This window comes from Vibrio sp. YYF0003 (assembly GCF_036350715.1).
Taxonomy (GTDB): domain Bacteria; phylum Pseudomonadota; class Gammaproteobacteria; order Enterobacterales; family Vibrionaceae; genus Vibrio; species Vibrio natriegens.
The window spans coordinates 789,696-813,277 of sequence record NZ_JAZDWA010000002.1; the positions used below are offsets into that span (position 1 = coordinate 789,696).

Annotated in this window: 18 protein-coding genes; 9 read left to right on the top strand and 9 right to left on the bottom strand. The window is 44.4% G+C overall.

Annotated elements, in window-relative coordinates:
- Position 1: 1 nt before the first annotated feature.
- The 4 genes from V1U08_RS10025 to V1U08_RS10040 all read right to left on the bottom strand — a co-directional run bounded on the left by V1U08_RS10025 (position 2) and on the right by V1U08_RS10040 (position 4,133).
- Positions 2-742 carry an ABC transporter permease gene (locus V1U08_RS10025; protein WP_014231304.1) on the bottom strand — a complete coding sequence of 247 codons (741 nt, stop codon included), beginning with the start codon at positions 740-742 and terminating at the stop codon, positions 2-4.
- A gap of 81 nt (positions 743-823) precedes the next feature.
- Entirely contained in the window at positions 824-1,594 is a 771-nt protein-coding gene (locus V1U08_RS10030; RefSeq protein ID WP_014231303.1) for an ABC transporter substrate-binding protein, read from the bottom strand.
- A gap of 84 nt (positions 1,595-1,678) precedes the next feature.
- Positions 1,679-2,449, bottom strand: a complete 771-nt coding sequence (locus V1U08_RS10035) for an ABC transporter ATP-binding protein (RefSeq protein WP_014231302.1) — start codon at positions 2,447-2,449, stop codon at positions 1,679-1,681.
- Positions 2,450-2,681: 232 nt separating this feature from the next.
- Complete coding sequence (locus tag V1U08_RS10040; RefSeq protein ID WP_330470529.1) at positions 2,682-4,133, bottom strand: flagellar sheath protein A; 1,452 nt, start codon at positions 4,131-4,133, stop codon at positions 2,682-2,684.
- Positions 4,134-4,590: 457 nt separating this feature from the next.
- Here V1U08_RS10040 and V1U08_RS10045 point away from each other — a divergent pair, with 457 nt between their 5' ends.
- The 9 genes from V1U08_RS10045 to V1U08_RS10085 all read left to right on the top strand — a co-directional run bounded on the left by V1U08_RS10045 (position 4,591) and on the right by V1U08_RS10085 (position 17,524).
- Entirely contained in the window at positions 4,591-6,138 is a 1,548-nt protein-coding gene (locus tag V1U08_RS10045) for a DUF3360 family protein (RefSeq protein ID WP_020332856.1), read from the top strand.
- A 305-nt stretch (positions 6,139-6,443) separates the two neighbouring features.
- Positions 6,444-8,720, top strand: coding sequence for a formate C-acetyltransferase (gene pflB, locus V1U08_RS10050; protein ID WP_020332855.1), 2,277 nt, complete (start codon positions 6,444-6,446; stop codon positions 8,718-8,720).
- Positions 8,721-8,872: 152 nt separating this feature from the next.
- The gene (locus tag V1U08_RS10055; RefSeq protein ID WP_330470557.1) at positions 8,873-9,850 is read left to right on the top strand and encodes a lipid A deacylase LpxR family protein; all 978 of its coding nucleotides are present in this window, start codon (positions 8,873-8,875) and stop codon (positions 9,848-9,850) included.
- A 142-nt stretch (positions 9,851-9,992) separates the two neighbouring features.
- Positions 9,993-10,733 (top strand): pyruvate formate lyase 1-activating protein, encoded by a 741-nt coding sequence (gene pflA, locus V1U08_RS10060; RefSeq protein ID WP_014231297.1) that lies wholly within the window; start codon positions 9,993-9,995, stop codon positions 10,731-10,733.
- A 151-nt stretch (positions 10,734-10,884) separates the two neighbouring features.
- On the top strand, positions 10,885-11,553 hold the full coding sequence (locus V1U08_RS10065; RefSeq protein WP_020332853.1) for an energy-coupling factor ABC transporter permease: 669 nt from the start codon (positions 10,885-10,887) through the stop codon (positions 11,551-11,553).
- A 155-nt stretch (positions 11,554-11,708) separates the two neighbouring features.
- Positions 11,709-12,209 carry a YfbU family protein gene (locus V1U08_RS10070; protein ID WP_065296586.1) on the top strand — a complete coding sequence of 167 codons (501 nt, stop codon included), beginning with the start codon at positions 11,709-11,711 and terminating at the stop codon, positions 12,207-12,209.
- 488 nt (positions 12,210-12,697) lie between these two features.
- A complete protein-coding gene (locus tag V1U08_RS10075; protein ID WP_014231294.1) occupies positions 12,698-14,632 on the top strand; it encodes a PrkA family serine protein kinase in 1,935 nt (644 codons plus the stop codon).
- A gap of 49 nt (positions 14,633-14,681) precedes the next feature.
- Entirely contained in the window at positions 14,682-15,953 is a 1,272-nt protein-coding gene (locus tag V1U08_RS10080) for a YeaH/YhbH family protein (protein WP_014231293.1), read from the top strand.
- An 11-nt stretch (positions 15,954-15,964) separates the two neighbouring features.
- The gene (locus V1U08_RS10085; protein ID WP_014231292.1) at positions 15,965-17,524 is read left to right on the top strand and encodes a SpoVR family protein; all 1,560 of its coding nucleotides are present in this window, start codon (positions 15,965-15,967) and stop codon (positions 17,522-17,524) included.
- Positions 17,525-17,610: 86 nt separating this feature from the next.
- On the opposite strand, the gene kdsB is transcribed toward V1U08_RS10085, so the two are convergent.
- The 5 genes from kdsB to V1U08_RS10110 are packed head-to-tail and all read right to left on the bottom strand — an operon-like array spanning position 17,611 to position 23,578.
- Positions 17,611-18,369, bottom strand: coding sequence for a 3-deoxy-manno-octulosonate cytidylyltransferase (gene kdsB, locus V1U08_RS10090; RefSeq protein WP_014231291.1), 759 nt, complete (start codon positions 18,367-18,369; stop codon positions 17,611-17,613).
- Positions 18,369-18,548, bottom strand: a complete 180-nt coding sequence (locus V1U08_RS10095; protein ID WP_014231290.1) for a Trm112 family protein — start codon at positions 18,546-18,548, stop codon at positions 18,369-18,371. Before V1U08_RS10095 ends, kdsB begins: the two co-directional genes overlap by 1 nt.
- Positions 18,529-19,536 carry a tetraacyldisaccharide 4'-kinase gene (gene lpxK, locus V1U08_RS10100; protein WP_330470530.1) on the bottom strand — a complete coding sequence of 336 codons (1,008 nt, stop codon included), beginning with the start codon at positions 19,534-19,536 and terminating at the stop codon, positions 18,529-18,531. The genes V1U08_RS10095 and lpxK overlap by 20 nt, the downstream gene beginning before the upstream one ends.
- 3 nt (positions 19,537-19,539) lie before the next feature.
- On the bottom strand, positions 19,540-21,288 hold the full coding sequence (gene msbA / locus V1U08_RS10105) for a lipid A ABC transporter ATP-binding protein/permease MsbA (RefSeq protein ID WP_014231288.1): 1,749 nt from the start codon (positions 21,286-21,288) through the stop codon (positions 19,540-19,542).
- Positions 21,289-21,319: 31 nt separating this feature from the next.
- Positions 21,320-23,578: a DNA internalization-related competence protein ComEC/Rec2 gene (locus tag V1U08_RS10110; protein WP_330470531.1), complete on the bottom strand. Its 2,259-nt coding sequence runs from the start codon at positions 23,576-23,578 to the stop codon at positions 21,320-21,322.
- Between the last annotated feature and the right edge of the window lie 4 nt (positions 23,579-23,582).

Here is a 23,582-nt window from a genome sequence, read left to right on the forward strand (position 1 = left end):
CTTACCTCGCGTGAATACTGAACTTGCGTTCAACAAGTTTAAGCAAACCTGTAGAAACACTGGTAAAGAATAGAAAGATGATCGCAACGGCCATGTAAAACGTAAATGGCATTTTCGTCGAGCCAGCGGCTAAAGAACTCATTCTCACCATATCATCCAGACCGATGATAGAGACCAGCGCCGTAGTTTTAAGCAGAACCAACCAGTTATTACCAAAGCCAGGTAAAGCATGGCGAATCATCTGAGGCAAAAGAATTCTTCTGAATGATAAAACAGCGTTCATACCATAAGCTTTCGCCGCCTCTAGCTCACCTCTGTCTACGGCCATAATCGCACCACGGAACGTTTCTGCCATGTATGCGCCAAAGATAAAGCCAATGGTCAGTACACCAGCAATAAATGGGCTCACGTCGATGTAATCTGGCAGATATGCCGTCCACTCATGGTTAGGATCACTCGATGCAAACCACTCATTTAGCGTTTCATTGATAGAATAAAGGCTGTTATTCAAAAGTATTTGTCCACCAAAGAAAATCAGCATCATCAGAACCAGATCTGGGATACCACGAATAATGGTGGTGTAGAGAGTGGCAATCGCTCTTGCCCATTTGTAAGGTGATAACTTGGCTAAAGCACCAAGCATGCCCAATATCACTGCAAGCAGCAGAGAAAGCACTGCAACTTCAATAGTTACTAAAGCTCCTGTAAAGATGGAAGCTTCGTATCCTTGTAAATCCAGCATAGGTGAGTTCCTAATCCCTAAACTCAAAAAATCGACCGTTGACTACTTCTAGGAACAGGCCAACGGTCGCTTAATTACGACTTATTCGCCGTACACATCGTAGTTGAAGTATTTACCAGCAAGTTGTTGGTAAACACCTTTCTCACGTAGTGACAGAATCGCTGCGTCTAGTTTTTGCGTTAAATCTTTGTCTTGCTTGCGAACCGCGATACCAAAGCCTTCACCAAACCATTTAGGATCAGTTAAAGATGGGCCAACAAACTCATACGCATCGCCACCAGCTTTGTTAAGAACGCCTTCTTCTAGAGCAGAAGCGTCACCTAGAACAGCAGCTACACGACCGTTAGCAAGATCAAGATAAGCTTCATCAAATGAGCCGTAACGGACGATCTCAACTTTGTCACCGTAGTTGTCAGTCAGGTATTTATCGTGTGTAGTTGCACGCTGTACCGCGATTTTCTTACCGTCTAGTTTGTCAAAGTCTAGATCAGCGCCTTTCTTCGCAATAAATTTGTTTGGAATAAGTGCGTATTTGCCAGTGAAATCAACTTTCTTCTTGCGCTCTTCTGTAATCGACATTGCCGCAATGATTGCGTCGTATTTGCGCGCCAGTAGAGAAGGAATGATGCCATCCCAGTCTTGAGCAACGATTTGACACTTCACTTGCATTTCTTCACAAAGTGCATTTGCCATGTCAACGTCAAAGCCTTTTAGAGAGCCATCAGTTTCAGTCCAGCTAAACGGAGGGTATGCACCTTCAACACCAAAGCGAACGGTTTTCCATTCTTTCGCTTGAACGGCGCCAGATACAGCCGTTGCAGCAAGCGTTGCTGCTAATAACCACTTTTTCATTTCCGTACTCCTGTGATTTCCATTTTATTTAATTTTGTATGTTGTGTTTACATAGGAGGCAAAAAACTGCCTCCCAAAGATCTCTTAATAAATCGATGAGATAAACTGTTGTAAGCGAGGTGAATCTGGATTGGTAAACAACTTGGCAGGATCACCCTGCTCTTCAACCAGTCCTTGGTGAAGGAACATGACGTGGTTCGATACATCACGAGCAAACGCCATTTCGTGCGTCACTACCAACATCGTACGACCTTCTTCTGCCAAATCTCTCATTACCCCTAACACTTCGCCTACTAATTCTGGGTCAAGCGCTGATGTCGGCTCATCAAACAACATGACTTCTGGATCAACGGCTAGGGCACGAGCAATCGCGGCACGTTGCTGCTGACCACCAGATAAATGTCCTGGGTAGTAATCCTTACGCTCATACAGACCTACTTTCTTAAGCAGTACCTCTGCGTTTTCAATAGCTTGAGCTTTAGGCACACCCAATACGTGAACGGGTGCTTCAATGACATTTTCTAGAACAGTAAGATGAGACCATAGGTTAAAACCCTGGAATACCATCGCTAGACGAGAACGAATTCGCTGAACTTGCTTTTCATTCGCGGGAACAGATTCACCAGCTCGGTTATTCTTCATTTGAATAAGCTCACCGTTAACCCAAATCTCACCAGCGGTTGGTGTCTCTAATAAGTTGATACATCTGAGAAAAGTACTCTTACCGGAACCGGAAGAGCCAATGATAGAGATAACATCCCCTTTGTGTGCGGAAAGAGAAATCCCCTTAAGTACTTCGTTTTGTCCAAACGTTTTGTGCAGGTCTTTTATATCTAGCGCTGGTACATCAGTCATGCGCTTTACTCCCTGTGTTTTTTTCACTGCTGTAAGGGACTCCGCCCTATCTATTTCGGAACAAATTAGCACCCCGGCTTGAAAGTTGCAACAAATGATTAACCTAAATAAACCGAATAGTTAGATAGGATAATCAAGTTAATATGCAATATTTAGCACTATATGCTTTATTACTTGAATATTATGTATAAAAAAGCCCCTACAGTGAGGGGCTAAATATATTATAAAAGTGTTAGTTAGTTCTCTCTAACAACAGTGTTTTGGTCTGAGCAACGCGGTTACTAATTGCTCTTACTTCTTGTTCATTCTTCACGATACCAAGTACATCTTCTGTGGTATCTAAGCCCTCACCATTAGCATAAGCCGCTAGAAAATCAGCAACTTGAACATCACCACTTTGTTCCGTGAAAACATAGCTTTGTGTGATTAAAGAGTCATCTGAAATCACAAGCTCATTGGCTGCATCAGACGGCACACTTGAATAATCAAGCTCAGGTACAACAACTCTATCATTGATGTATGAATAAATAGAGTGACGTACAACGTATGGCGTCGTACCTACCTTCGCACCCTCTTCGTAACTCACTCGCTGCAAACCATTTTCAGTGCCCAAGCCAATACTGTCACTTAAATAGACCGTACGGTTAGAAACACCAGGTTTGGTATCTTGTGTGTTGCTTACGGCAAAAAGTGAGGTGTCATCAACATCAATAGTCCAATCGTCGCCTACTACGTCCGTGTATTGCGCTTCCCACCCAGAAGTCACAATGGTTCCATCTACACTGAATGTCCAAACATCGCCATTTAGTTCGTCAGGGTGATAAAACGCGCTTGTTCTCGACACTTCCGCTAAGCGATATGAGAAGTTCTTATAAATCGTGTCAATATCAATGGTTGTAAAATCAATACCAGAGCTACTCACGGATGGCGTAGATGACGATCCTGCAAATACCATTCGGCCATCCGTCCAGTCCTCAAAGCCGTATTGATAAAGAGCAGAACGGGAAGAGGTTCGATACTGCGAAATCATCGTTTTTTCAGTACTTACGGCTGACAATGTTTCACCTTTCGTGAAGCGTGATTCGTTTGCTGTGACGGTTTCATACTGAGAATCAAAGTAGAAGGTTGAATATGGGTTACCCGCCGCGTCTTCAGCAACTTTGTAGTCCAGGCTGGCCTTGCTAGCGATTTTATCGTTACTGCCCGTCAAACACGTCGTGTTGCTTACATTAGCTTGCGCAGAAAGGTAGACATTGCGTAATGAAGAATCAGACTCTAACAACTGTTTTGAAAATGTCAGCGCGTTAATTATCAAGCCGTTCGCTTCTTGGATCGTCACGCTACCCTCATCTGGAATGTCTTGCAGAGTGATCGTCAACAGATCATTGCTTGCCGTCACTACATCTCCGACACGCTCACCCGATGCATCTGAATAGTAAGCCGTTAGCTGGTTGTCGATCACACCACCTATTGCATGATAATTGAGGACTTGTTCTATACCATTAGTCGTAAACCTGTCGTAAATAGTACAAGAGCCATTACTGCTTAACGCTTGAGTTTCAGGAGTCACAAAAGTGAACTTATACAGCGTTTTGGGTGTGCTACTGCCGCCACCGCCGCCTCCACAACCGACCATTAATCCCGAAATGATTGCCACTAACGGCATTATTTTAAGCTGTTTCATGTTTTCTTCCTAAACTGAGCGGCAATGATTAGCCAAAAAAGTTGTCTTTTCGGGTTTAAGCAAGATTGAAGCCAGCTTTATATGCATTTGATCGATAACTACATTTCACGTGCCACTAGTGTTATATCGTCTCAGTAATTTCTAGTTTTATGCAACTTGTGTAATGAAATTACGTCCTATTTGGCCCTATCATTCGTGGAACTGACACATTTTGTAGTTTTATTTCACATCGATTATTTAAAGTGATCTAAATCAATCACCCAAAATGGCTATCTTGTTAGACTCCAGCCACCATTTGAGGAAAATTTTGTGCCTCAACACAACAAGTTATTAGCTATGCTTAGGCGCAAGGTTAACGTGCAACAAATCTAATAATAGCTAGCATAGGGCGCACCGTATTACGCGGGACAGCGCAACTTAGTTAAGAATTCATAACTTTTAAATATATGAGGAATCTATGTCAGACGCAGTGAATAAAGTGCACTCTGATTCAGATATCGAGACCAAAAGCTACCGTGAGCTTCATCGTCCAGCATCTGAATTCGACAGCCGTTCAGACTATCTAGACCACGAACTGCAAATCATGAAGCCACGTCGTTTTGGCTTAAACTTGCCGGGTCGTGATTTCCGTTTCGAGCTTGAAGATTTTGTTCCTGCGATTGCGGGTACTATCGGCATTATTGCAATGTACTCTGCGGTAATGATGTCTTGGGCTGAAGGTTTAACCCAAGCCTGGGATCATGTGCATTTAACAAAAGAGTTTGCTATCGAAGTCGCTCGTGTAGAAATGCTTATCCCTGCACTCCTATTCTGTGTCTTGGCTTCAGGCGTCTTTAACCCTAAAGCTAACCTTGCTGGTAACCATGGTCCGATGATTCCATTGATCGGTACTATTGCGCTTGCAGGTGCACACCCTCTCGCACTCGCTATCTTAATCGGTATCTTTGGCCTTCTACTTTCCTTTTTTAAAGGCGGCTCAAAACTCGTCAACCTCACTTCTGAAGGCACAGCCGGTGGATTGCTTATTTTCTTAGGCTTGACGGGTACGATTAGCCAAATTAACTCGATTCAAGCATGGGCGACTGGCTTACAGTCAGCGGATGTAGCTGCTGGCAGCATGGGCTACGTTGGCTTTGTCGTGCTTGGTATCACTGTTGCGATTTATGCTTACCTTGCAAAAATCAATAAACGCTGGTTAGCAATCCCTGTTTGTGCGTTTACAGGTCTGGCAATTGCTTTGGTTCTTGGTGCTGGCTTCGATATTAAATTCGAAACAGAGATGGGCCTGCCTAACCTAAACCCTGTTTACTGGTGGGGTAGCACGGAAGAAGGTTGGATGCTAGGTCTGCCAAATGCAGAACACTTCATCGCTTCTCTGCCATTCGCTATTCTTGCTGTTGCAATGTGGTCACCAGACTTCCTTGGTCACCGTATCTTCCAGGAAATGAACTACCCTCGTAAGACAGAAAAAGTACTGATGGACGTGGATGACACTATGACCATGTGTTCTTTCCGTCAAATGGTTGGTACTGCAGTCGGTGGTGGTAACATCACTTCATCTTGGGGTACTTACATGATCCCGGCAGCTATCGCGAAACGTCCGATTCCAGCTGGTGCTATTCTTCTTGGTCTAATCGTTATGACGGTAGCGATTCTTGGCTTCCCAATGGATGTGGCGGTATGGCCACCTGTAATGCGCGTTGCTCTGCTAGTTGGTGTATCTCTTCCTCTACTTGAAGCCGGTATGCAAATGGTTCGTGACACGAAAGATTCACAAGCAGCAGGTATCTGTATCTTTGCATCGATTGTTGCTAACCCAGTATTAGCTTGGGCATTAACTATGTTCTTAGATAACAACGGTCTGATCGGTGATAAAGAGCGTGCATCACGCTTGTCATTCATGGATAAGATTATTATCCCTGTGACTGTGTTTATTATCTGTTTGGTTGCTATGCTAGCAGTTGGTATGCTAGAAGCTCAATATGGATTAAAAGCTTGGCTATAATGCTTAACGCTTAAAAAAATGTGTGGGTAGCGCTTGTCGCTACCCCATTTTTATCCGAAAAGTTGAGCATTTATTGATTTAGTTTAAGGTTTGCAAAAAAATTTTAGTTTAACCTGCAATTGTTGTTTCAAAAGGTAGACGTTTAAAGCAGTGACAATATTTATGGTTTTGTAACCCTAAAAAGTGATTTTAAGACTATAAATATTGTTATTCATAAGAGTGTACTGTTCCCCTTTATTTCTGGGGATAGCTGGCTCAACGGCGAAGCAGTACGTATTTTTTTCTACTAAAAAGGTAGGTATGTCATGGCAGAGCAATTTGCTAAAGCTTGGGAAGGTTTTGCTGCAGGTGATTGGCAAAACGAAGTAAACGTTCGTGATTTCATTCAAAAGAACTACACTCCGTACGAAGGCGACGAATCTTTCCTAGTTTCTGAAGGTACTGAAGCAACAAACAAGCTTTGGGCTAAAGTAATGGAAGGTATCAAACAAGAGAACGCGACTCACGCTCCTGTTGATTTTGATACATCTGTTATCTCTACCATCACTGCTCACGATGCAGGCTACATCGAAAAAGATCTTGAAACTATCGTAGGTCTACAAACTGAAGCGCCTCTAAAACGTGCGATCATCCCTAACGGTGGTATTCGCATGGTTGAAGGTTCATGCAAAGCATATGACCGCGAACTAGACCCACAAGTTAAGAAAATCTTCACAGAATACCGTAAAACACACAACGCTGGTGTTTTCGATATCTACACTCCTGATATCCTTGCATGTCGTAAGTCTGGTGTACTAACTGGTCTTCCTGACGCATACGGCCGTGGTCGTATCATCGGTGACTACCGTCGCGTTGCGCTTTACGGTATCGACTTCCTAATGAAGGACAAACTAGCTCAGTTCACTTCTCTTCAAGAGAAATTCGAGAACGGCGAAGACCTTCACATGACTATGCAACTTCGTGAAGAAATTGCAGAGCAACACCGCGCTCTAGGTCAAATCAAACAAATGGCTGCGAAATACGGTTTCGATATTTCTCGCCCTGCTGAAACTGCACAAGAAGCTATCCAATGGACTTACTTCGGCTACCTAGCTGCTGTTAAGTCTCAAAACGGTGCTGCAATGTCTCTAGGTCGTACTTCTACATTCCTAGACGTGTACATCGAGCGTGATATCGCTGCAGGTAAGATCACTGAAGACCAAGCTCAAGAAATGATCGACCACTTCGTAATGAAACTACGTATGGTTCGTTTCCTACGTACTCCTGAGTACGATGAGCTATTCTCTGGCGACCCAATTTGGGCAACAGAATCAATGGGTGGTATGGGTCTTGACGGTCGTACGCTAGTAACGCGTTCTAACTTCCGTTTCCTAAACAGCCTATACACTATGGGTCCTTCTCCAGAGCCAAACATCACTGTTCTTTGGTCTGAAGCACTTCCAGATGGTTTCAAACGTTTCTGTGCAAAAGTATCTATCGATACTTCTTCTATCCAGTACGAAAACGACGATCTGATGCGTCCAGACATGGAATCAGACGATTACGCTATCGCTTGTTGTGTATCTCCAATGGTTGTTGGTAAGCAAATGCAGTTCTTCGGTGCTCGTGCGAACCTTGCTAAAACTATGCTTTACACCATCAACGGCGGTATCGATGAGAAGCTGAAGATCCAAGTTGGTCCTAAGATGGACAAGATCGAAGGTGAATACCTAGATTACAACGAGCTATGGGAAAAAATGGATCACTTCATGGATTGGTTAGCTAAGCAGTACGTGACTGCACTAAACAGCATCCACTTCATGCACGACAAGTACAGCTACGAAGCGTCTCTAATGGCTCTACATGACCGTGACGTTAAACGTACAATGGCTTGTGGTATCGCTGGTCTATCTGTTGCTGCTGACTCTCTATCAGCAATCAAATACGCGAAAGTTAAACCAGTTCGTGACGAAGATGGTCTAGCAATCGACTTTGAAATCGAAGGCGATTACCCTAAATTCGGTAACAACGACGCTCGCGTAGATGACATCGCTTGTGAACTTGTTTCTGTATTTATGAACAAGATCCGTGAGCTTAAGACTTACCGTGATGCTATCCCTACTCAGTCTATCCTGACTATCACTTCAAACGTGGTATACGGTAAGAAGACTGGTAACACGCCTGATGGTCGTCGTGCTGGTACTCCATTTGCGCCAGGTGCAAACCCAATGCACGGCCGTGATGAGAAAGGTGCAGTAGCATCATTGACTTCAGTAGCGAAACTACCGTTTGCTGACGCTCAAGATGGTATCTCTTACACATTCTCTATCGTGCCAAATGCACTAGGTAAAGAAGAGACTAGCCAACGTGCTAACCTTGCAGGCCTAATGGATGGTTACTTCCACCACGAAGCTGGCATCGAAGGTGGCCAACACCTAAACGTGAACGTGCTTAACCGCGAAACTCTAGAAGACGCAGTTAAACACCCAGAGAAATACCCTCAGCTAACTATCCGTGTATCGGGTTACGCTGTACGTTTCAACTCTCTGACTGCTGAACAGCAAGCTGACGTTATCGCTCGTACATTCACTGAATCACTATAAGACTGTCGCGAAATAACGTTATAGTAATACAACAAGAGCCGGTGCTGAAAAGCATCGGCTTTTTTTCATTTCCACCGCCAATCTTGTGATATTTCAAAAGATTTAGTTGCCTTTCTTACGTATGATGCAAAGAAAAATATTCAATGCATTATATGAAATTTAATAAATTATTTATTCTTACTCTTTTGTCGCCAGTTGCTTTGGCATCCAACAAATCCACGGTTTCCTTTACGCTTGATAATGACGGTATTTTCGGTGTTGACCATGATTACACCAACGGCATATTTCTCTCTTACGCGACCGGACAATTAAGAAAAGAAAGTGAATGGAGCTGGCTAAGCCTAAACAACGCCCCCGACAGGAATGTCGATAAAATAGAGCTGGTGCTTGGCCATAAGATGTGGACGCCGAGTGATATTGAAGTCGACTACCCTCTGGCGAATGATCGCCCATACGCTGGTTATCTGCACACAGAAATCAATTACCTTTCACTAACTGAAGATAAAGCCGTTCGTTATAACTTTACCATCGGCGCAACGGGCGAAAGCGCTCTGTCAGAGAAAGCACAATCTCTGGTTCACAGCATTACTGGCTCTCCAGACCCTCAAGGTTGGGATTACCAAATTGACGACTATCTGGCGTTCAGTGTTGGATACCGCGCGTTCAATAAGTTAATGCGCAGTGAAGGGAAAAGCACACAATGGGAGATTACCAACGTCAATGACATTAATGCCGGCAACTTCCGCAGTGATGTGTCTCAGGGTGTCATGTTTCGTTGGGGAACCAACTTAGGCAATAGCATCGGTGCAGCCAACATCAGTGTGGAAAGCCCCTTCTCAGCAAGCATGTTATCCAACCACGCCAGCAGCTGGTTCTTGTTTACCGGGTTTGAAGGTCGTTACCGTTTCAATGACATCACACTCGAAGGTGATCGTTCCGGCATTCCAGAACCATCTAAGCCTTATGACGTGACACTGGAACACTGGCAAACAACCGCCGTTGCTGGAGCAACTTGGTATAATCAAAGCTATGGAGCGAGCATAACCTTTACGGTGAAAACTCCAGAATATAAAGAGTCTCCAACCGATATTTATGGTACCGGATCGTTTTCTGTCTTCGCCTTCTTTTAAATAGAAAGCTCAAATGGTCAATAAACAACTCATTGACCATTTGATTAACCGTATTCCCTCACCTTCCTTGCTACAAGACTGTTTTAACCCTGCTTTTTGTAATAAAATAACAGCATTCTTATTTAAGTCATGAGAGCAAAAGATGTCAGCAACTGGTCGAATTCACTCGTTTGAGTCATGTGGTACCGTAGACGGACCTGGTATTCGTTTTATCGTCTTCTTGCAAGGTTGTTTGATGCGTTGTAAGTATTGCCATAACCGCGATACTTGGGATACGCATGACGGTAAAGAAGTTACCGTAGAAGAAATCATTGCAGAGGCGAAATCATACCGTCACTTCATGAAAGCGTCTGGCGGTGGTATCACTTGTTCAGGCGGTGAGGCTATGCTTCAACCGGAGTTTGTTCGTGACTTTTTCCGAGCGGCTAAAGCCGAAGGTATTCATACCTGCCTTGATACCAATGGCTATGTCCGTAAACACACCGATGTGATTGACGAAGTTCTCGATGCCACAGATCTCGTGATGTTGGACATCAAGCACATGAAAGATGAAGTTCATCAGGACTTAATCGGCGTGTCAAACAAGCGTACTCTCGACTTTGCTCGCTATCTGCATAAAATTGGTCAGACGACCTGGATTCGCTACGTTGTAGTTCCTGGTTACACAGATGATCCAGAAGCAGCACACATGCTTGGTGAGTTTATCAAAGATATGGACAACATCGAGAAAGTCGAGCTGCTTCCTTACCACAAACTTGGTGCACACAAATGGGAAGCGCTGGGCCTTGAGTACCCTCTTGAAGGTGTAAATCCTCCGTCTAAAGAGACGATGGATGAAATCCAGTCCATTCTTTCTCAGTACCATCCAAATGTAAAATACTAGAGTGGTCCATTTTCTCTGATTAAAAATACCAGCCAAGCGCTGGTATTTTTTTATTCTGTTAAATCAAATAGGTTAAATACCTCATCCGTCCATGTAGAATAGCGCTCGCTGACGAACGTATAAAACAAAAGAACGTTGTAGGAAATGAGTCATGGATTGGTTTAACTTAGGATCATTAATCGTTATCGCTTGGGTCGTTATTGCTTTTTGCATTCCCGACTGGAGAAAGGCCGTTTGGCCTAAGCTAGAGCAAGAAAAGTCATTTCAGCACATTGTTTTTGCCACTCTTTTTCTGTTAACTATTTTGTGGTCTGCGCAAGCAGGTGTGAAGGAAGGACTGAAAATACACTTTCTCGCTTTGACGACGTTAACCATGATGTATGGGTGGCGAATGGCGTTTTTGCTCAGTATTCCTGCAATGATTGTTAATCACTGGATACAAGGTACCTCGCTCATTTTGCTGCCAAGCTCACTGGTACTTTCCGCCCTATTCCCTATTCTGATCAGTTACTTGGTATTTCTGCTCAGTTACCACTATTTGCCTCGTAATATCTTTGTCTTTATTTTCGTTGCGGGTTTCTTCAACGGGGCAATTACCGGCAGCTTGCATCTGCTGATCAATTCGTTCTATCACTTGTCTGTCGGTCATTACGACTGGGAAACGATTCAGCACAACTACTTTATATTTGTTCCTCTCCTGGCCTTTCCCGAGGGCTTGCTCAATGGTATGTCTCTCGCTGTGCTGACCGTGTTTAAACCGGAATGGTTGAGAGTTTTCTCCGATAGAGATTACATATACAACCACTATCACAAAAAATAGAGCCCGCTTGATAGATATGGTGCTGAAAGCTAGATAAATTGAGAATTTGTTGTCATTTTTTCATATTAAATATGTGTTGAGATCATGTTTCACACGTGTCTGAAGCGTTAACCTAAGCACATTAAAAATGTATTAGATTATTTAGTGAGGTCATCATGGAAATGTCAAACGCTCAACGTTTGATTCTATCAAACCAGTACAACCTAATGTCTCAACTCGATCCAAGTAATGCGTCCAAATACAAGCGCTTACAGACAATCGTCGAGCGTGGTTATGAACTACAAATGTGCGAATTAAACAAAGACTTTGGCCGTATTACAGAAGCAGAATGTCGTGAAATCATCGACATTATGGAGATGTATCACGCGATGCAAGAGTCTAACAACCTGCTCGACAGTGACGAGAAAAGCAAAGTCGACCAACGTCGCCTACAGTTCTTGGGATTCGATATCGCTTCGGAAGCGCAACAAGTACATTACGTACGCTTTCTAGTTGACTCTGAAGGCCTTTACCCACAATTTGACAAAGCAGATCACCATTTCAACAGCCAAATGCCAATGCTAGAGAAATACCGTCGTATGCTGCAAACATGGCGTAACTGTCCTCGTCAATACCACCTATGTCCTAACGAGCTGGCACAAATCTTCAGTGCCTAGTTATACAAACAATTGAATAGGAGAGCTGCGGCTCTCCTTTTTATTTGCCTTATCGCCCATTATCTTTTTCATGTCAGAGCAATTTTCTCAATCTTTCTTCAGGGCTAACGATGAATCACTAACATTGGCCACCTGATGCCAAACATTTGATTTATCAATACTGAACACACCACACAATCCTGCCATTTATGCAAGAGTGATAAATATGCCACTTTTACAATAAATTCATAATTGTTAAGCAAAATTGCAAATCCCCGACTAGGCTTAAGTAGAGAAAGGCTGTGATTGAATGATTCAAATCCACCGCTCACCGTTGTGATGATAAATCTGTACTTAAAGCAAAGTCTTTGGTGTCGCATAACTTACGTCCTGTACAAACCAAATCAGAGGTCAGTACGTATACATTCAGACAACCAAGAGCATGACAACAGGTGAGTAAGCCTTCATCAACGTTCGTCGGTAGACTGACTATTAAAGGGGAAAGCGACATGAGTATTTTCGACCACTATCAATCCAGATATGAAGCTTCTAAAGATGAAGAGATGTCGTTACAGGAGTTTCTAGCCCTGTGTAAGGATGACAAAAGCGCATACGCTAATGCAGCAGAGCGCCTACTGATGGCCATCGGTGAGCCAGAAGTAATCGATACAGCCAAAGATCCACGTCTAAGCCGGATCTTCTCAAACCGCGTTATAGCGCGTTACTCAACATTTAAAGATTTCTATGGCATGGAAGATGCGATAGAACAAATTGTTTCATATCTAAAACATGCTGCTCAAGGTTTAGAAGAACGCAAACAGATTCTTTACCTACTCGGTCCAGTAGGTGGTGGTAAATCATCACTTGCAGAAAAACTGAAAGCATTGATGGAACAAATGCCAATTTATGTGCTTACCGCGAATGGTCAGCGCAGTCCGGTCAATGACCATCCTTTCTGCCTCTTTAAAGCTTCCGAAGATGGCGAAATTCTTAAAAAAGAATACGGTATTGAACAGCGTTACCTACGCTCCATTATGTCTCCTTGGGCAGCCAAACGTCTGCATGAGTTTGGTGGCGATATCACCAAATTTAAAGTCGTCAAAGTCCGCCCTTCGATCCTCGACCAAATCGGGGTAGCGAAAACCGAACCAGGCGATGAAAACAACCAAGACATTTCATCACTCGTAGGTAAAGTCGATATTCGTAAACTTGAACATTACTCTCAAGACGATCCAGATGCCTACAGCTACTCTGGTGCGCTATGTAAAGCAAACCAAGGCTTGATGGAATTCGTTGAGATGTTCAAAGCACCGATTAAAGTACTTCACCCGCTACTAACTGCGACTCAGGAAGGTAACTTTAACGGTACGGAAGGCCTGTCTGCGATTCCATTCGATGGCATGATCTTGGCGCACTCGAACGAATCAGAATGGCAAACGTTCCGTAACAACAAAAACAACGAAGCTTTCCTTGACCGTGTGTACATTGTGAAAGTGCCGTACTGTCTACGTGTTTCTGAAGAAGTGAAAATTTACCAAAAACTTCTCGAAAACAGTGAACTGTCTCAAGCACCATGTTCACCAAGCACATTAGAAACGTTGGCGCAATTCAGTATTCTTTCACGCCTGAAAGAGCCTGAAAACTCGTCCATCTTCTCTAAAATGCGGGTATACGACGGTGAAACCCTGAAAGACACCGATCCGAAAGCGAAAAGCTATCAGGAGTATCGTGACTACGCCGGGGTTGATGAAGGCATGAACGGCCTGTCTACTCGTTTCGCGTTCAAGATTCTGTCGCGTGTATTTAACTTCGACCAAACCGAAGTAGCCGCGAACCCAGTTCATCTGTTCTACGTCATTGAACAGCAAGTTGAACGTGAACAGTTCCCAACAGAAACGGCAGAAAAATACCTTGAGTTCTTGAAAGGATACCTCGTACCTCGCTACGTCGAGTTCATTGGTAAAGAAATTCAGACCGCGTACCTAGAGTCATACTCTGAGTATGGTCAGAACATCTTTGACCGTTACGTGACTTATGCAGACTTCTGGATTCAGGACCAAGAGTACCGCGATCCAGAAACCGGCCAGCTATTTGATCGTGCTTCACTCAACTTAGAGCTAGAGAAGATCGAGAAAACAGCCGGTATTTCTAACCCTAAAGATTTCCGAAACGAAATCGTCAACTTTGTGCTTCGTGCGAAAGCCACTAACAATGGTCAGAACCCGGTTTGGACCAGCTACGAAAAATTGCGCACAGTTATCGAGAAGAAAATGTTCTCTAACACTGAAGAACTTCTTCCGGTTATCTCATTTAATGCGAAAACCTCTTCTGAAGATCAGAGGAAGCATGACGACTTTGTCGCTCGCATGATGGAAAAAGGCTATACCGAGAAACAGGTTCGCCTACTTTCTGAGTGGTACCTACGAGTACGTAAGTCATCCTAACCAAGTGTTGAGTTAGGTCGCTTGTGTGAAACATGAAGAGGGCTATTTCATGGCGCAATTTATAGACCGAAGGCTCAATGGCAAGAACAAGAGCGCTGTTAACAGACAGCGCTTCTTGAAGCGCCATAGAGAGCAAATCAAGGAGTCGGTGGCAGACGCAGTGAATCGACGCTCGATCACGAATACGGAAACGGGCGAAGACGTATCGATACCGCATAAAGACATAACCGAACCGATTTTTCATCAAGGTCAAGGTGGGCTGCGTGAGCGTGTCCATCCAGGTAACGATCAGTTCATTACTGGTGACAAAATCGAGCGTCCAAAATCAGGAGGCCAAGGCAGTGGCTCTGGCGAAGGTAATGCAAGTCCAGACGGCGAAGGTCAGGATGAGTTTGTATTCCAAATTTCGAAAGACGAATACCTAGATATTCTTTTCGAAGATCTCGAGCTGCCGAATTTAGAGAAAAACCAAATCGCAAAAATTACCGAGTGGAAAACACATCGTGCTGGCTTCCAGACTGCGGGTATCCCCTCTAACATTGCCGTTGTGCGTTCACTCCAACAATCTCTGGCTCGAAGAACGGCCATGACAGCAGGTAAAAAGCGACTTCTCAAAGAACTTGAGGATGAGTTATCACGTATTAAAAATATGGAGCCTGCTCAACCGTTTGAAGAGACTCGTTTGAAGAGGGAAATAACCGAACTGCGTAAGAAAATCGACAGTGTTCCGTTCATTGATACATTCGACTTACGTTTCAAAAACTACGAGAAACGCCCTGTTCCATCCAGCCAGGCCGTCATGTTCTGCTTAATGGACGTGTCAGGCTCAATGGATCAAGCAACCAAGGATATTGCAAAACGATTCTACGTACTGCTTTACCTATTCCTGACTCGTACCTATGAAAACGTGGAAGTGGTGTTTATTCGCCACCACACACAGGCAAAAGAAGTGGATGAGCACGAGTTTTTCTACTCTCAGGAAACGGGGGGTACGATCGTATCCAGCGCTCTAAAACTCATGGATGAGATAATCAAAGCTCGTTACCCTGTCGGACAGTGGAACATTTATGCAGCCCAAGCATCCGATGGTGACAACTGGGCGGATGACTCACCGAGATGCCGTGACTTATTAGTGGATAAGTTACTGCCTAACTGTCAGTACTACTCATATATTGAGATCACACGTCGTTCTCACCAAACTTTGTGGCATGAGTATGAAAAACTCACCGAAGAGTTTCCTAACTTTGCAATGAAAAATATTCGCTCTGTTGAGGATATCTTCCCTGTCTTCCGTGAACTATTCCACAAAGAAACGGCGTAAGGAGGCTAGCGATGAGTACCGCAACGAAAAACCTCTCTGGTAAAGCTCCAAAAAAGCGCAGTAGCAAGTTGCTACCTGATGGTCCAGACTGGACCTTTGAATTGCTGGAGCGATACCACAAAGAGATAAAACGTGTCGCTGAGCACTATCGCCTCGACACTTACCCAAACCAAATTGAGGTCATCACGTCAGAACAAATGATGGATGCATACTCAAGTATTGGGATGCCGATCAACTACAACCACTGGTCGTTCGGTAAGAAATTCATTCAGACAGAGCAAAACTACAAACACGGCCAAATGGGCTTGGCGTACGAGATAGTCATCAACTCCAACCCTTGTATCGCCTACCTAATGGAAGAGAATACCGTGACTATGCAGGCACTGGTAATGGCGCACGCCTGCTATGGACACAATTCTTTCTTTAAAGGTAACTACCTGTTCCAGACTTGGACAGACGCAAGCTCTATCATTGACTATTTATTGTTCGCAAAAAAATACCTGGCAGAGTGTGAAGAGCGCTATGGTGTTCTGGAAGTTGAAAAACTTCTCGATTCTTGTCATGCATTGATGAACTTCGGGGTCGACAGATACAAACGTCCAGAAAAAATCTCCATTACGGAAGAGAAAGCGCGTCAAGAAGAGCGTGAGGCGTACCTGCAATCACAAATTAATGATCTGTGGCGAACCGTGCCTAGGTCGAAAACCAAAGAAGAGGACATCGTAGAGCGCTTCCCAAGTGAACCACAGGAAAACTTACTGTATTTCTTTGAGAAACATGCACCGCTACTCGAGCCATGGCAGCGTGAAGTCATCCGTATTGTGCGTAAGATAAGCCAATACTTCTACCCACAAAAGCAAACTCAGGTAATGAACGAGGGTTGGGCAACGTTCTGGCATTACACCATTCTTAACCATCTTTACGACGAAGGTTTGGTGTCTGAAAAGTTCATCCTAGAGTTCTTACACAGTCACACCAGCGTAGTAGCGCAGCCTGCGTATAACAGCCCTTACTTTAGCGGCATTAACCCTTACGCGCTCGGCTTTGCCATGTTCCGCGATATCAAACGCATCTGTGAAGAGCCAACTGATGAAGATAAGGAATGGTTCCCAGATTTAGCGGGTACCGACTGGCTAGACGCAGTGCACTTTGCAATGCATAACTTCAAAGATGAAAGTTTTATCAGCCAATACCTGTCACCTAAATTGATACGTGACTTTAAACTGTTCGCTATCAAAGATGATGACCATAAAAACTTCATCGAAATATCGGCGATTCACGATGAGAGCGGTTATAAGAGCATCAGAGAAAAGCTCGCAGCGCAATATAACCTATCGAACCTTGAGCCTAATATTCAGGTCTTTAATGTTGATGTCCGTGGTGATCGTTCATTAACACTTCAATATGTTCCTCACAATCGCATCCCATTGGATGACAGTTATGAAGAAGTATTGAAGCACGTATATCGTATATGGGGATTTGACGTTGTACTCCAAGAAGTGAAAGATACAGGTCATAGAGAAACGCTGGCAACGTGCCCTAAGCGTAACCAATACGACAACAACATCTGATACCGATTCCTTTAACCCCTAAGCAATACCTCAAAAGCAAAAGGCTCCAAGATTGGAGCCTTTTTATTACAGTGAAACTGCAGCGGTTACTTAGCTTCGTTAGCGACTATCGCTCTTACGGCGTCTAAGTCTGCTTGAGTGTCAACACCTGCTGCTGGAGCTTCCTTCGCTACCGCAACATGAATTTTTTCGCCATACCAAAGTACGCGAAGCTGCTCAAGACATTCAATTTGCTCTAGCGCACTTGGTGCCCAGTTGATGTAAGTATTAATGAAACCTGCGCGGTAAGCATAAATACCAATGTGGCGCATCAACGGATTAGCAATGGTTTTATCTTGCTTGGCAAAATTGTCACGATCCCATGGAATCGTTGCTCGGCTAAAGTACATGGCATAGCCGCGCGAGTCCGCCACCACTTTTACCGCATTTGGGTTGAAGACTTCATCTTCGGAGTCAATTTCTACCGCAAGCGTTGCCATTGGAGCATCACAAGCTGCGAGATTATCAGCAACTTGACGAATGATTGATGGTGGGATTAATGGCTCATCACCTTGTACATTAACAATGATGTGATCTGCAGGAATCGCCATTTTCTCAACCACTTCAGCCAAACGCTCAGTGCCTGACTCATGGTTTGGTGACGTCATGCAGACTTTTCCACCAAACTGCTCTACCGCAGAAGAAACACGTTCGTCATCGGTTGCAATAATGACATCTTCAGCACCGGCTTGCATGGCTTGTTCGTAAACCCACTGAACCATCGGTTTACCACCAATATCAGCCAACGGTTTACCCGGTAAGCGACTAGAAGAATAACGAGCGGGAATAACGACTGTAAAAGACATTAACGCCCCTCATCCATGCTCATGGTTCTTGCTTCCGGCTCAAGCAGAACAGGAATGCCTTCTTTAATCGGATAAGCAAGACGATCCACTTTGCAGATCAGCTCTTGATTATCTTTATCGTACGTCAGCTTACCTTTACACACAGGGCAAGCTACAATCTCAAGCAGACGATGATCCATAAGTCGCTTTAACCTCTTTTATTCTATTTAAAATTCGCTCTGCATCGCTTGTTGCAAACTGAGCAGATACAGGCAGATACCACCAATTATCTTGTGCGTATTCACGACACTTGACGGCGTCTTTCTCTGTCATGATCACATTGGATCCTTGTTGAGCCAATGTTTCTAATTCTTGCTGGTCAAAGTCTTGATGGTCTGCAAACCCTTTGGTGACTTTGACGTCGGCATTCAGCATATCCAGTGTACGAAAAAATCGCGGTGGGTGCCCAATGCCTGCAAACGCCACCAGGTCGTTTAACTCTGAGACTTCAACTTGCTGTTTCGTCTTCAGGTTAATCGCCTTCTCCGGCGCCAGTGACATCGCGATTTCACTTTGTTTAGCCTGACCACCATTCGTAATCACGAAATCGACTTCTTTTAGCCTTTCAACACTTTCTCGCAAAGGACCCAAAGGTATCAGACTTTCGTTACCAAAGCGTCGATTGCCGTCAACGATCACCAACTCAATATCTCTCGCTAATGCGTAATGCTGGAGACCATCATCCGTGATCACAATATCAACGCCAGTCGCCAACAGCGCTTTAACCGCATTTGCTCTCACCGGATCAACGGCAACGGGAGCCCCAGTGCGATTATAAATAAGTTTAGGCTCATCACCGCAATGTTTCGCGGGCGTATCGACATCTAAAACGAGTGGATAGTGAGGTGCTTTAGCGCCATAACCACGTGATACAACACCCGGCTTGTAACCTAGCTGTTGTAATTGCTCCACCAGCCAAACCACAACTGGCGTTTTACCATTTCCGCCAGCGGTAATATTACCAACCACAACAACGGGTACAGGAGCTTGATACGCTTGTTTGCTCCCTTGCAGGTATTGTTTTCGCTTCGACTGACTGATTGCACCAAATAACAAACTCAGTGGCCACAAAAGCGGCCACAAGAGATATTTTAATGGGTGGTTTTCAAACCAGATTTTTTCAATCACCGCTTAACCGCCAAACTGAATTCGGTGCAATTGCGCATACGCACCGTCTTTTGAGATCAGGTCAGCATGGTTACCACGCTCGACAATCGCACCATCATCAACAACGAGGATTTCATCGGCTTTTTCAATCGTCGACAGTCGGTGAGCAATCACTAGCACGGTTTTATCTTTTTGCAGCTCATCTAATGCAGCCTGAATCGCACGCTCCGACTCGGTGTCCAGTGCCGAAGTAGCCTCATCCAAAATCAACACTGGTGCATCACGCAGCAATGCGCGCGCAATGGCAATACGTTGACGCTGACCACCTGAAAGACTCGCACCATTTTCACCAATCATGGTATCGAGGCCGTGCTCCATCTTGCTGACAAACTCCATTGCATGTGCGAGCTCAGCCGCTCTTTCAATATCACTGCGCTGGAAGTTATCTTCGGTTGCGTAAGCAATGTTGTTTGCGATCGTATCGTTAAACAAGTGAACATTCTGGGAAACCAAAGCAAACTGTTCACGCAGGTTTCTCAGCTCGTATTCACGGATATCGTGGCCATCAAGCTCAATCACACCGCTGTCCACATCGTAAAAACGGTTGAATAAGTTCGCGATGGTACTCTTACCAGACCCCGAACGACCGACCAGAGCGACCGTCTTACCCCGAGGAATATCAAAGCTAACATGTTCAAGTGCAGGCTTTTCTGAACCTTCGTAGGTGAAAGTGATGTCTTTTACAGAAATATCACCATTCGCACGCTCAACCTTGTGCTTACCTTCATTCTTCTCAGGTTCAAGATCGATAAGAGCAAACAACGTTTGGCTGGCAGCCATACCGCGTTGGAACTGAGAGGTCACGTTAGTCAGTGCTTTAAGCGGACGCATCAGACCAAACATCGCTGAAAATACTACGGTAAACGTACCAGGAGTCAGTTGCTCTTTAATGGAGTCAATACTCGCCAAGTACAGTACCGCCACAATCGCAACGGATGCGATCATCTGGATGATAGGGTTCGCTGCTGCCTGAGCCGTCACCAGTTTCATGCTTTGCTGACGCATTTGGTTGCTGACTTTTTCGAATCGTTGACGTTCGATATCCTGGCCACCATAGCTCAGTACAACTTTATGCCCCTTCAGCATTTGTTCTGCAGAAGCGGTTACGTTACCCATCATGGTTTGCATATTTTTGGAGATCTTTCTAAAGCGTTTAGAGACAACGCCAATCCCCCATGCGACAACCGGCGCTACCGCAAAAAGAACCAATGATAGCTGCCAACTGTTGTAAAACATCAGCGTCAACAGGCCAATAATACTCGCCCCTTCACGAACAATACTCACTAAAGCACGGCTCGTTGCCGCTGAGACTTGCTCTGAATCATAAGTGATACGAGACAACAGGTTGCCTGTCTTTTCTTTATCAAAGTAAGACACGGGCATATGCATAAAGTGGTTAAATACCAGACGTCGTATCTGCATGACGACGTTGCCAGAAACCCAGCTCAAGCAATAATCGGAGACAAATCCACTGGTACCACGAATAAACATCATGGCAAAAATTATCAACGGAAGAGTGCGCAGGAAATCAGACTCAGCGCTGCCAAAACCTTCATCAAGCAAAGGTTTTAGTAAGGAGATCATATAGGTGTCTGAGACAGCATTAATAACTAATGCAATGATAGCAACGATTAGACCAGCTTTATAAAGGCGAATAAATTGCCATAGACGCTTGAACGTCTGCCAAGTCGTTTCATCAGTATTTATCGACATAGAAGTGCTTTATTTTCTTACATTAAGACTCTCATTCTAACCCCTTACGCAGCATCTGCCTATACCAAGGCTCAAATGTATCATTGCGTTTGGTTACAAAATCCCACTTATCTTTCGTTACTCGGATAGTAACTTGTCCACCCTCACCAGTATCAAGCCATAGTGACCCTGCATTGAGATACGAGGTTACTACCTTATCAGCAGGCATTCCCCACTGATTGTTTTTCGCCAGTGATGCTACCGCTAATGTTGGAGAGACTGCATGGATAAAAAGAGGATTGGAGGAACTTTTGCTACCGTGATGAGGAACGAGCATCACATCACTAGATAATTTTTCAGGCTCACGAAGAAGTATCCACTCACTAATCGACTCAATATCGCCAGTAAAAAGCATGGAAAAATCAGATTCTCGGTCTCTGAGTCTAAAGACACACGAGTGAGGATTGTAGGCTCGAGTGACCATTTGGGGTGGCCAGAGCACTTCGATATCGAGTTTCTGCCACGTCCAATTATCACCGCTCACACAAGGTTGATACCCACTAAAATCTTGGCTACTGCGTTTATGGGTCGGCTTGAGGTGCGTTTCAATCACTTGCCTCCCTCCTGCGTGGTCATTGTCCGAGTGACTGAGAACCAAAGTATCAACCTCTCTAAATCCTCTGCGATGTAACACGGGTATAATCACCTGCTCCGCAACGCTGCCCTCCGGCCAGGATTTTCCAGTATCGTAAATCAAAGCTTTACCCTCTTTTTCTACCAGAACGGCAAGACCATGACCGACATCGAGAACATCGATTCGCCAACTGGTACTTTTTCGTCCATTTAGACCTGAAATGATGATGGTAATAACGCACAGCAATAGCCAACCCTGCCAAAGCAATAACCGCTTCAAAACCAAGAAAGTACAGAGAGAAAACAGTATCCACGTAAGTTCTAGCGACAATGGTTGCCACGTACCAAAGGCATACTGAAGAGATTCACTTAACGGCCATAAAGAGAAATCCATCAATTGCCAAACTATTGGCGAGAATGCGGGTAGCAATAGAGAAGTAGATAACGCGATAAACATTAAAGGAACGACGACAAACCCAAACCATGGGATAAACACAAGGTTATAAGCGATGGACGATAAGCTGAAACCAGAGAAAAAATAGCCACTGATAGGTAAGACAAATACACTCAAGGCAAGTTGAGTCACAAACAAGGTTCGCAGTTTTCCTCGCCAGCTACTGTTATTGAACCGCACAAAGTTAATGACCAACAGCACCATACCCACAGAGAGGTAAGACAACCAGAAACTCATACTAAATGATGCGAAAGGCTGAATAAGTAACTGAAAAGCAACCGCCAGTAGCAACACTCGCCAGGTACTCCAGTGAACCAAAAAGTATTTTAGAACAATGTAGATGACACAAACTGATACGGCGCGAGTGGTTGGCAGAGAAAAATCAGCGAGCCAGGCATAACATAGCGCGACGGTTAACCCCGTGATTGAAGGCACCACTTGATAACGCGGGATAACGGAGCGAACACTTACACCGAGCAAAAAGCCAAAGCTAAAAGCCATTCCAATGTGCAGCCCGGAGATAGAGGCCAGGTGCAATAATCCACTGTCTCTCAGCCCTTGCCAGTCATCACCAGAAAGCCAGCTTCTATCAGCAAATACCAGAGCACTGATTAACGGAAAGTGGTCTAGATGGGAGATATCATCCATTACCAGGTTGATTATCGACTGACGTACAGAACGTCCGTTACGAATAATCCAGTGCGCATCGCCAGTCACAATCATTCTGGCTAAAATACCATTTCCCATTGCCTGCTTTTCAGCGTCGAAACCCGCTTCGTTGCGTAACCCAATAATGGGCTTTACCTGAGCCGTGGTCGTAAATTCACTGTTAACAGGGATAGGAAAGGTGGTGATAAAACGGACTTTAGGTTTAAGAAAAGGTAACAGACTTTGATCACCCACTTGTTTTATCGTCACGAGTCCTTCATATCCATGACTTATTTGATTAAAAGAGCTGTCAACTTTGCCAGTTATGGTACTATTCTCCCCTACATTAAAAAGGGCTTGTCGCTGATACTCCAATACATTGCCGTGGATGATGACTACCATTAAGCCCAAAATTACGCCTATGCTAATTAAGCCACGACGTAATTTAATTATTGAACCAGTGGTAATTATTCCCAGCAGCAGCCAGCGCCAATCTGGCATTATCGGCCACCATGCCGATGAGACAATGCTTGCGACAAATAACGCCAAGGTGCAACTTTTTTCTGAGAGAGTCATGCAG

Coding starts and splice junctions, on each gene's coding strand:
- V1U08_RS10025 (WP_014231304.1), bottom strand. CDS start 742: ATGCTGGATTTACAAGGATACGAAGCTTCCATCTTTACAGGAGCTTTA.
- V1U08_RS10030 (WP_014231303.1), bottom strand. CDS start 1,594: ATGAAAAAGTGGTTATTAGCAGCAACGCTTGCTGCAACGGCTGTATCT.
- V1U08_RS10035 (WP_014231302.1), bottom strand. CDS start 2,449: ATGACTGATGTACCAGCGCTAGATATAAAAGACCTGCACAAAACGTTT.
- V1U08_RS10040 (WP_330470529.1), bottom strand. CDS start 4,133: ATGAAACAGCTTAAAATAATGCCGTTAGTGGCAATCATTTCGGGATTA.
- V1U08_RS10045 (WP_020332856.1), top strand. CDS start 4,591: ATGTCAGACGCAGTGAATAAAGTGCACTCTGATTCAGATATCGAGACC.
- pflB (WP_020332855.1), top strand. CDS start 6,444: ATGGCAGAGCAATTTGCTAAAGCTTGGGAAGGTTTTGCTGCAGGTGAT.
- V1U08_RS10055 (WP_330470557.1), top strand. CDS start 8,873: ATGAAATTTAATAAATTATTTATTCTTACTCTTTTGTCGCCAGTTGCT.
- pflA (WP_014231297.1), top strand. CDS start 9,993: ATGTCAGCAACTGGTCGAATTCACTCGTTTGAGTCATGTGGTACCGTA.
- V1U08_RS10065 (WP_020332853.1), top strand. CDS start 10,885: ATGGATTGGTTTAACTTAGGATCATTAATCGTTATCGCTTGGGTCGTT.
- V1U08_RS10070 (WP_065296586.1), top strand. CDS start 11,709: ATGGAAATGTCAAACGCTCAACGTTTGATTCTATCAAACCAGTACAAC.
- V1U08_RS10075 (WP_014231294.1), top strand. CDS start 12,698: ATGAGTATTTTCGACCACTATCAATCCAGATATGAAGCTTCTAAAGAT.
- V1U08_RS10080 (WP_014231293.1), top strand. CDS start 14,682: ATGGCGCAATTTATAGACCGAAGGCTCAATGGCAAGAACAAGAGCGCT.
- V1U08_RS10085 (WP_014231292.1), top strand. CDS start 15,965: ATGAGTACCGCAACGAAAAACCTCTCTGGTAAAGCTCCAAAAAAGCGC.
- kdsB (WP_014231291.1), bottom strand. CDS start 18,369: ATGTCTTTTACAGTCGTTATTCCCGCTCGTTATTCTTCTAGTCGCTTA.
- V1U08_RS10095 (WP_014231290.1), bottom strand. CDS start 18,548: ATGGATCATCGTCTGCTTGAGATTGTAGCTTGCCCTGTGTGTAAAGGT.
- msbA (WP_014231288.1), bottom strand. CDS start 21,288: ATGTCGATAAATACTGATGAAACGACTTGGCAGACGTTCAAGCGTCTA.
- V1U08_RS10110 (WP_330470531.1), bottom strand. CDS start 23,578: ATGACTCTCTCAGAAAAAAGTTGCACCTTGGCGTTATTTGTCGCAAGC.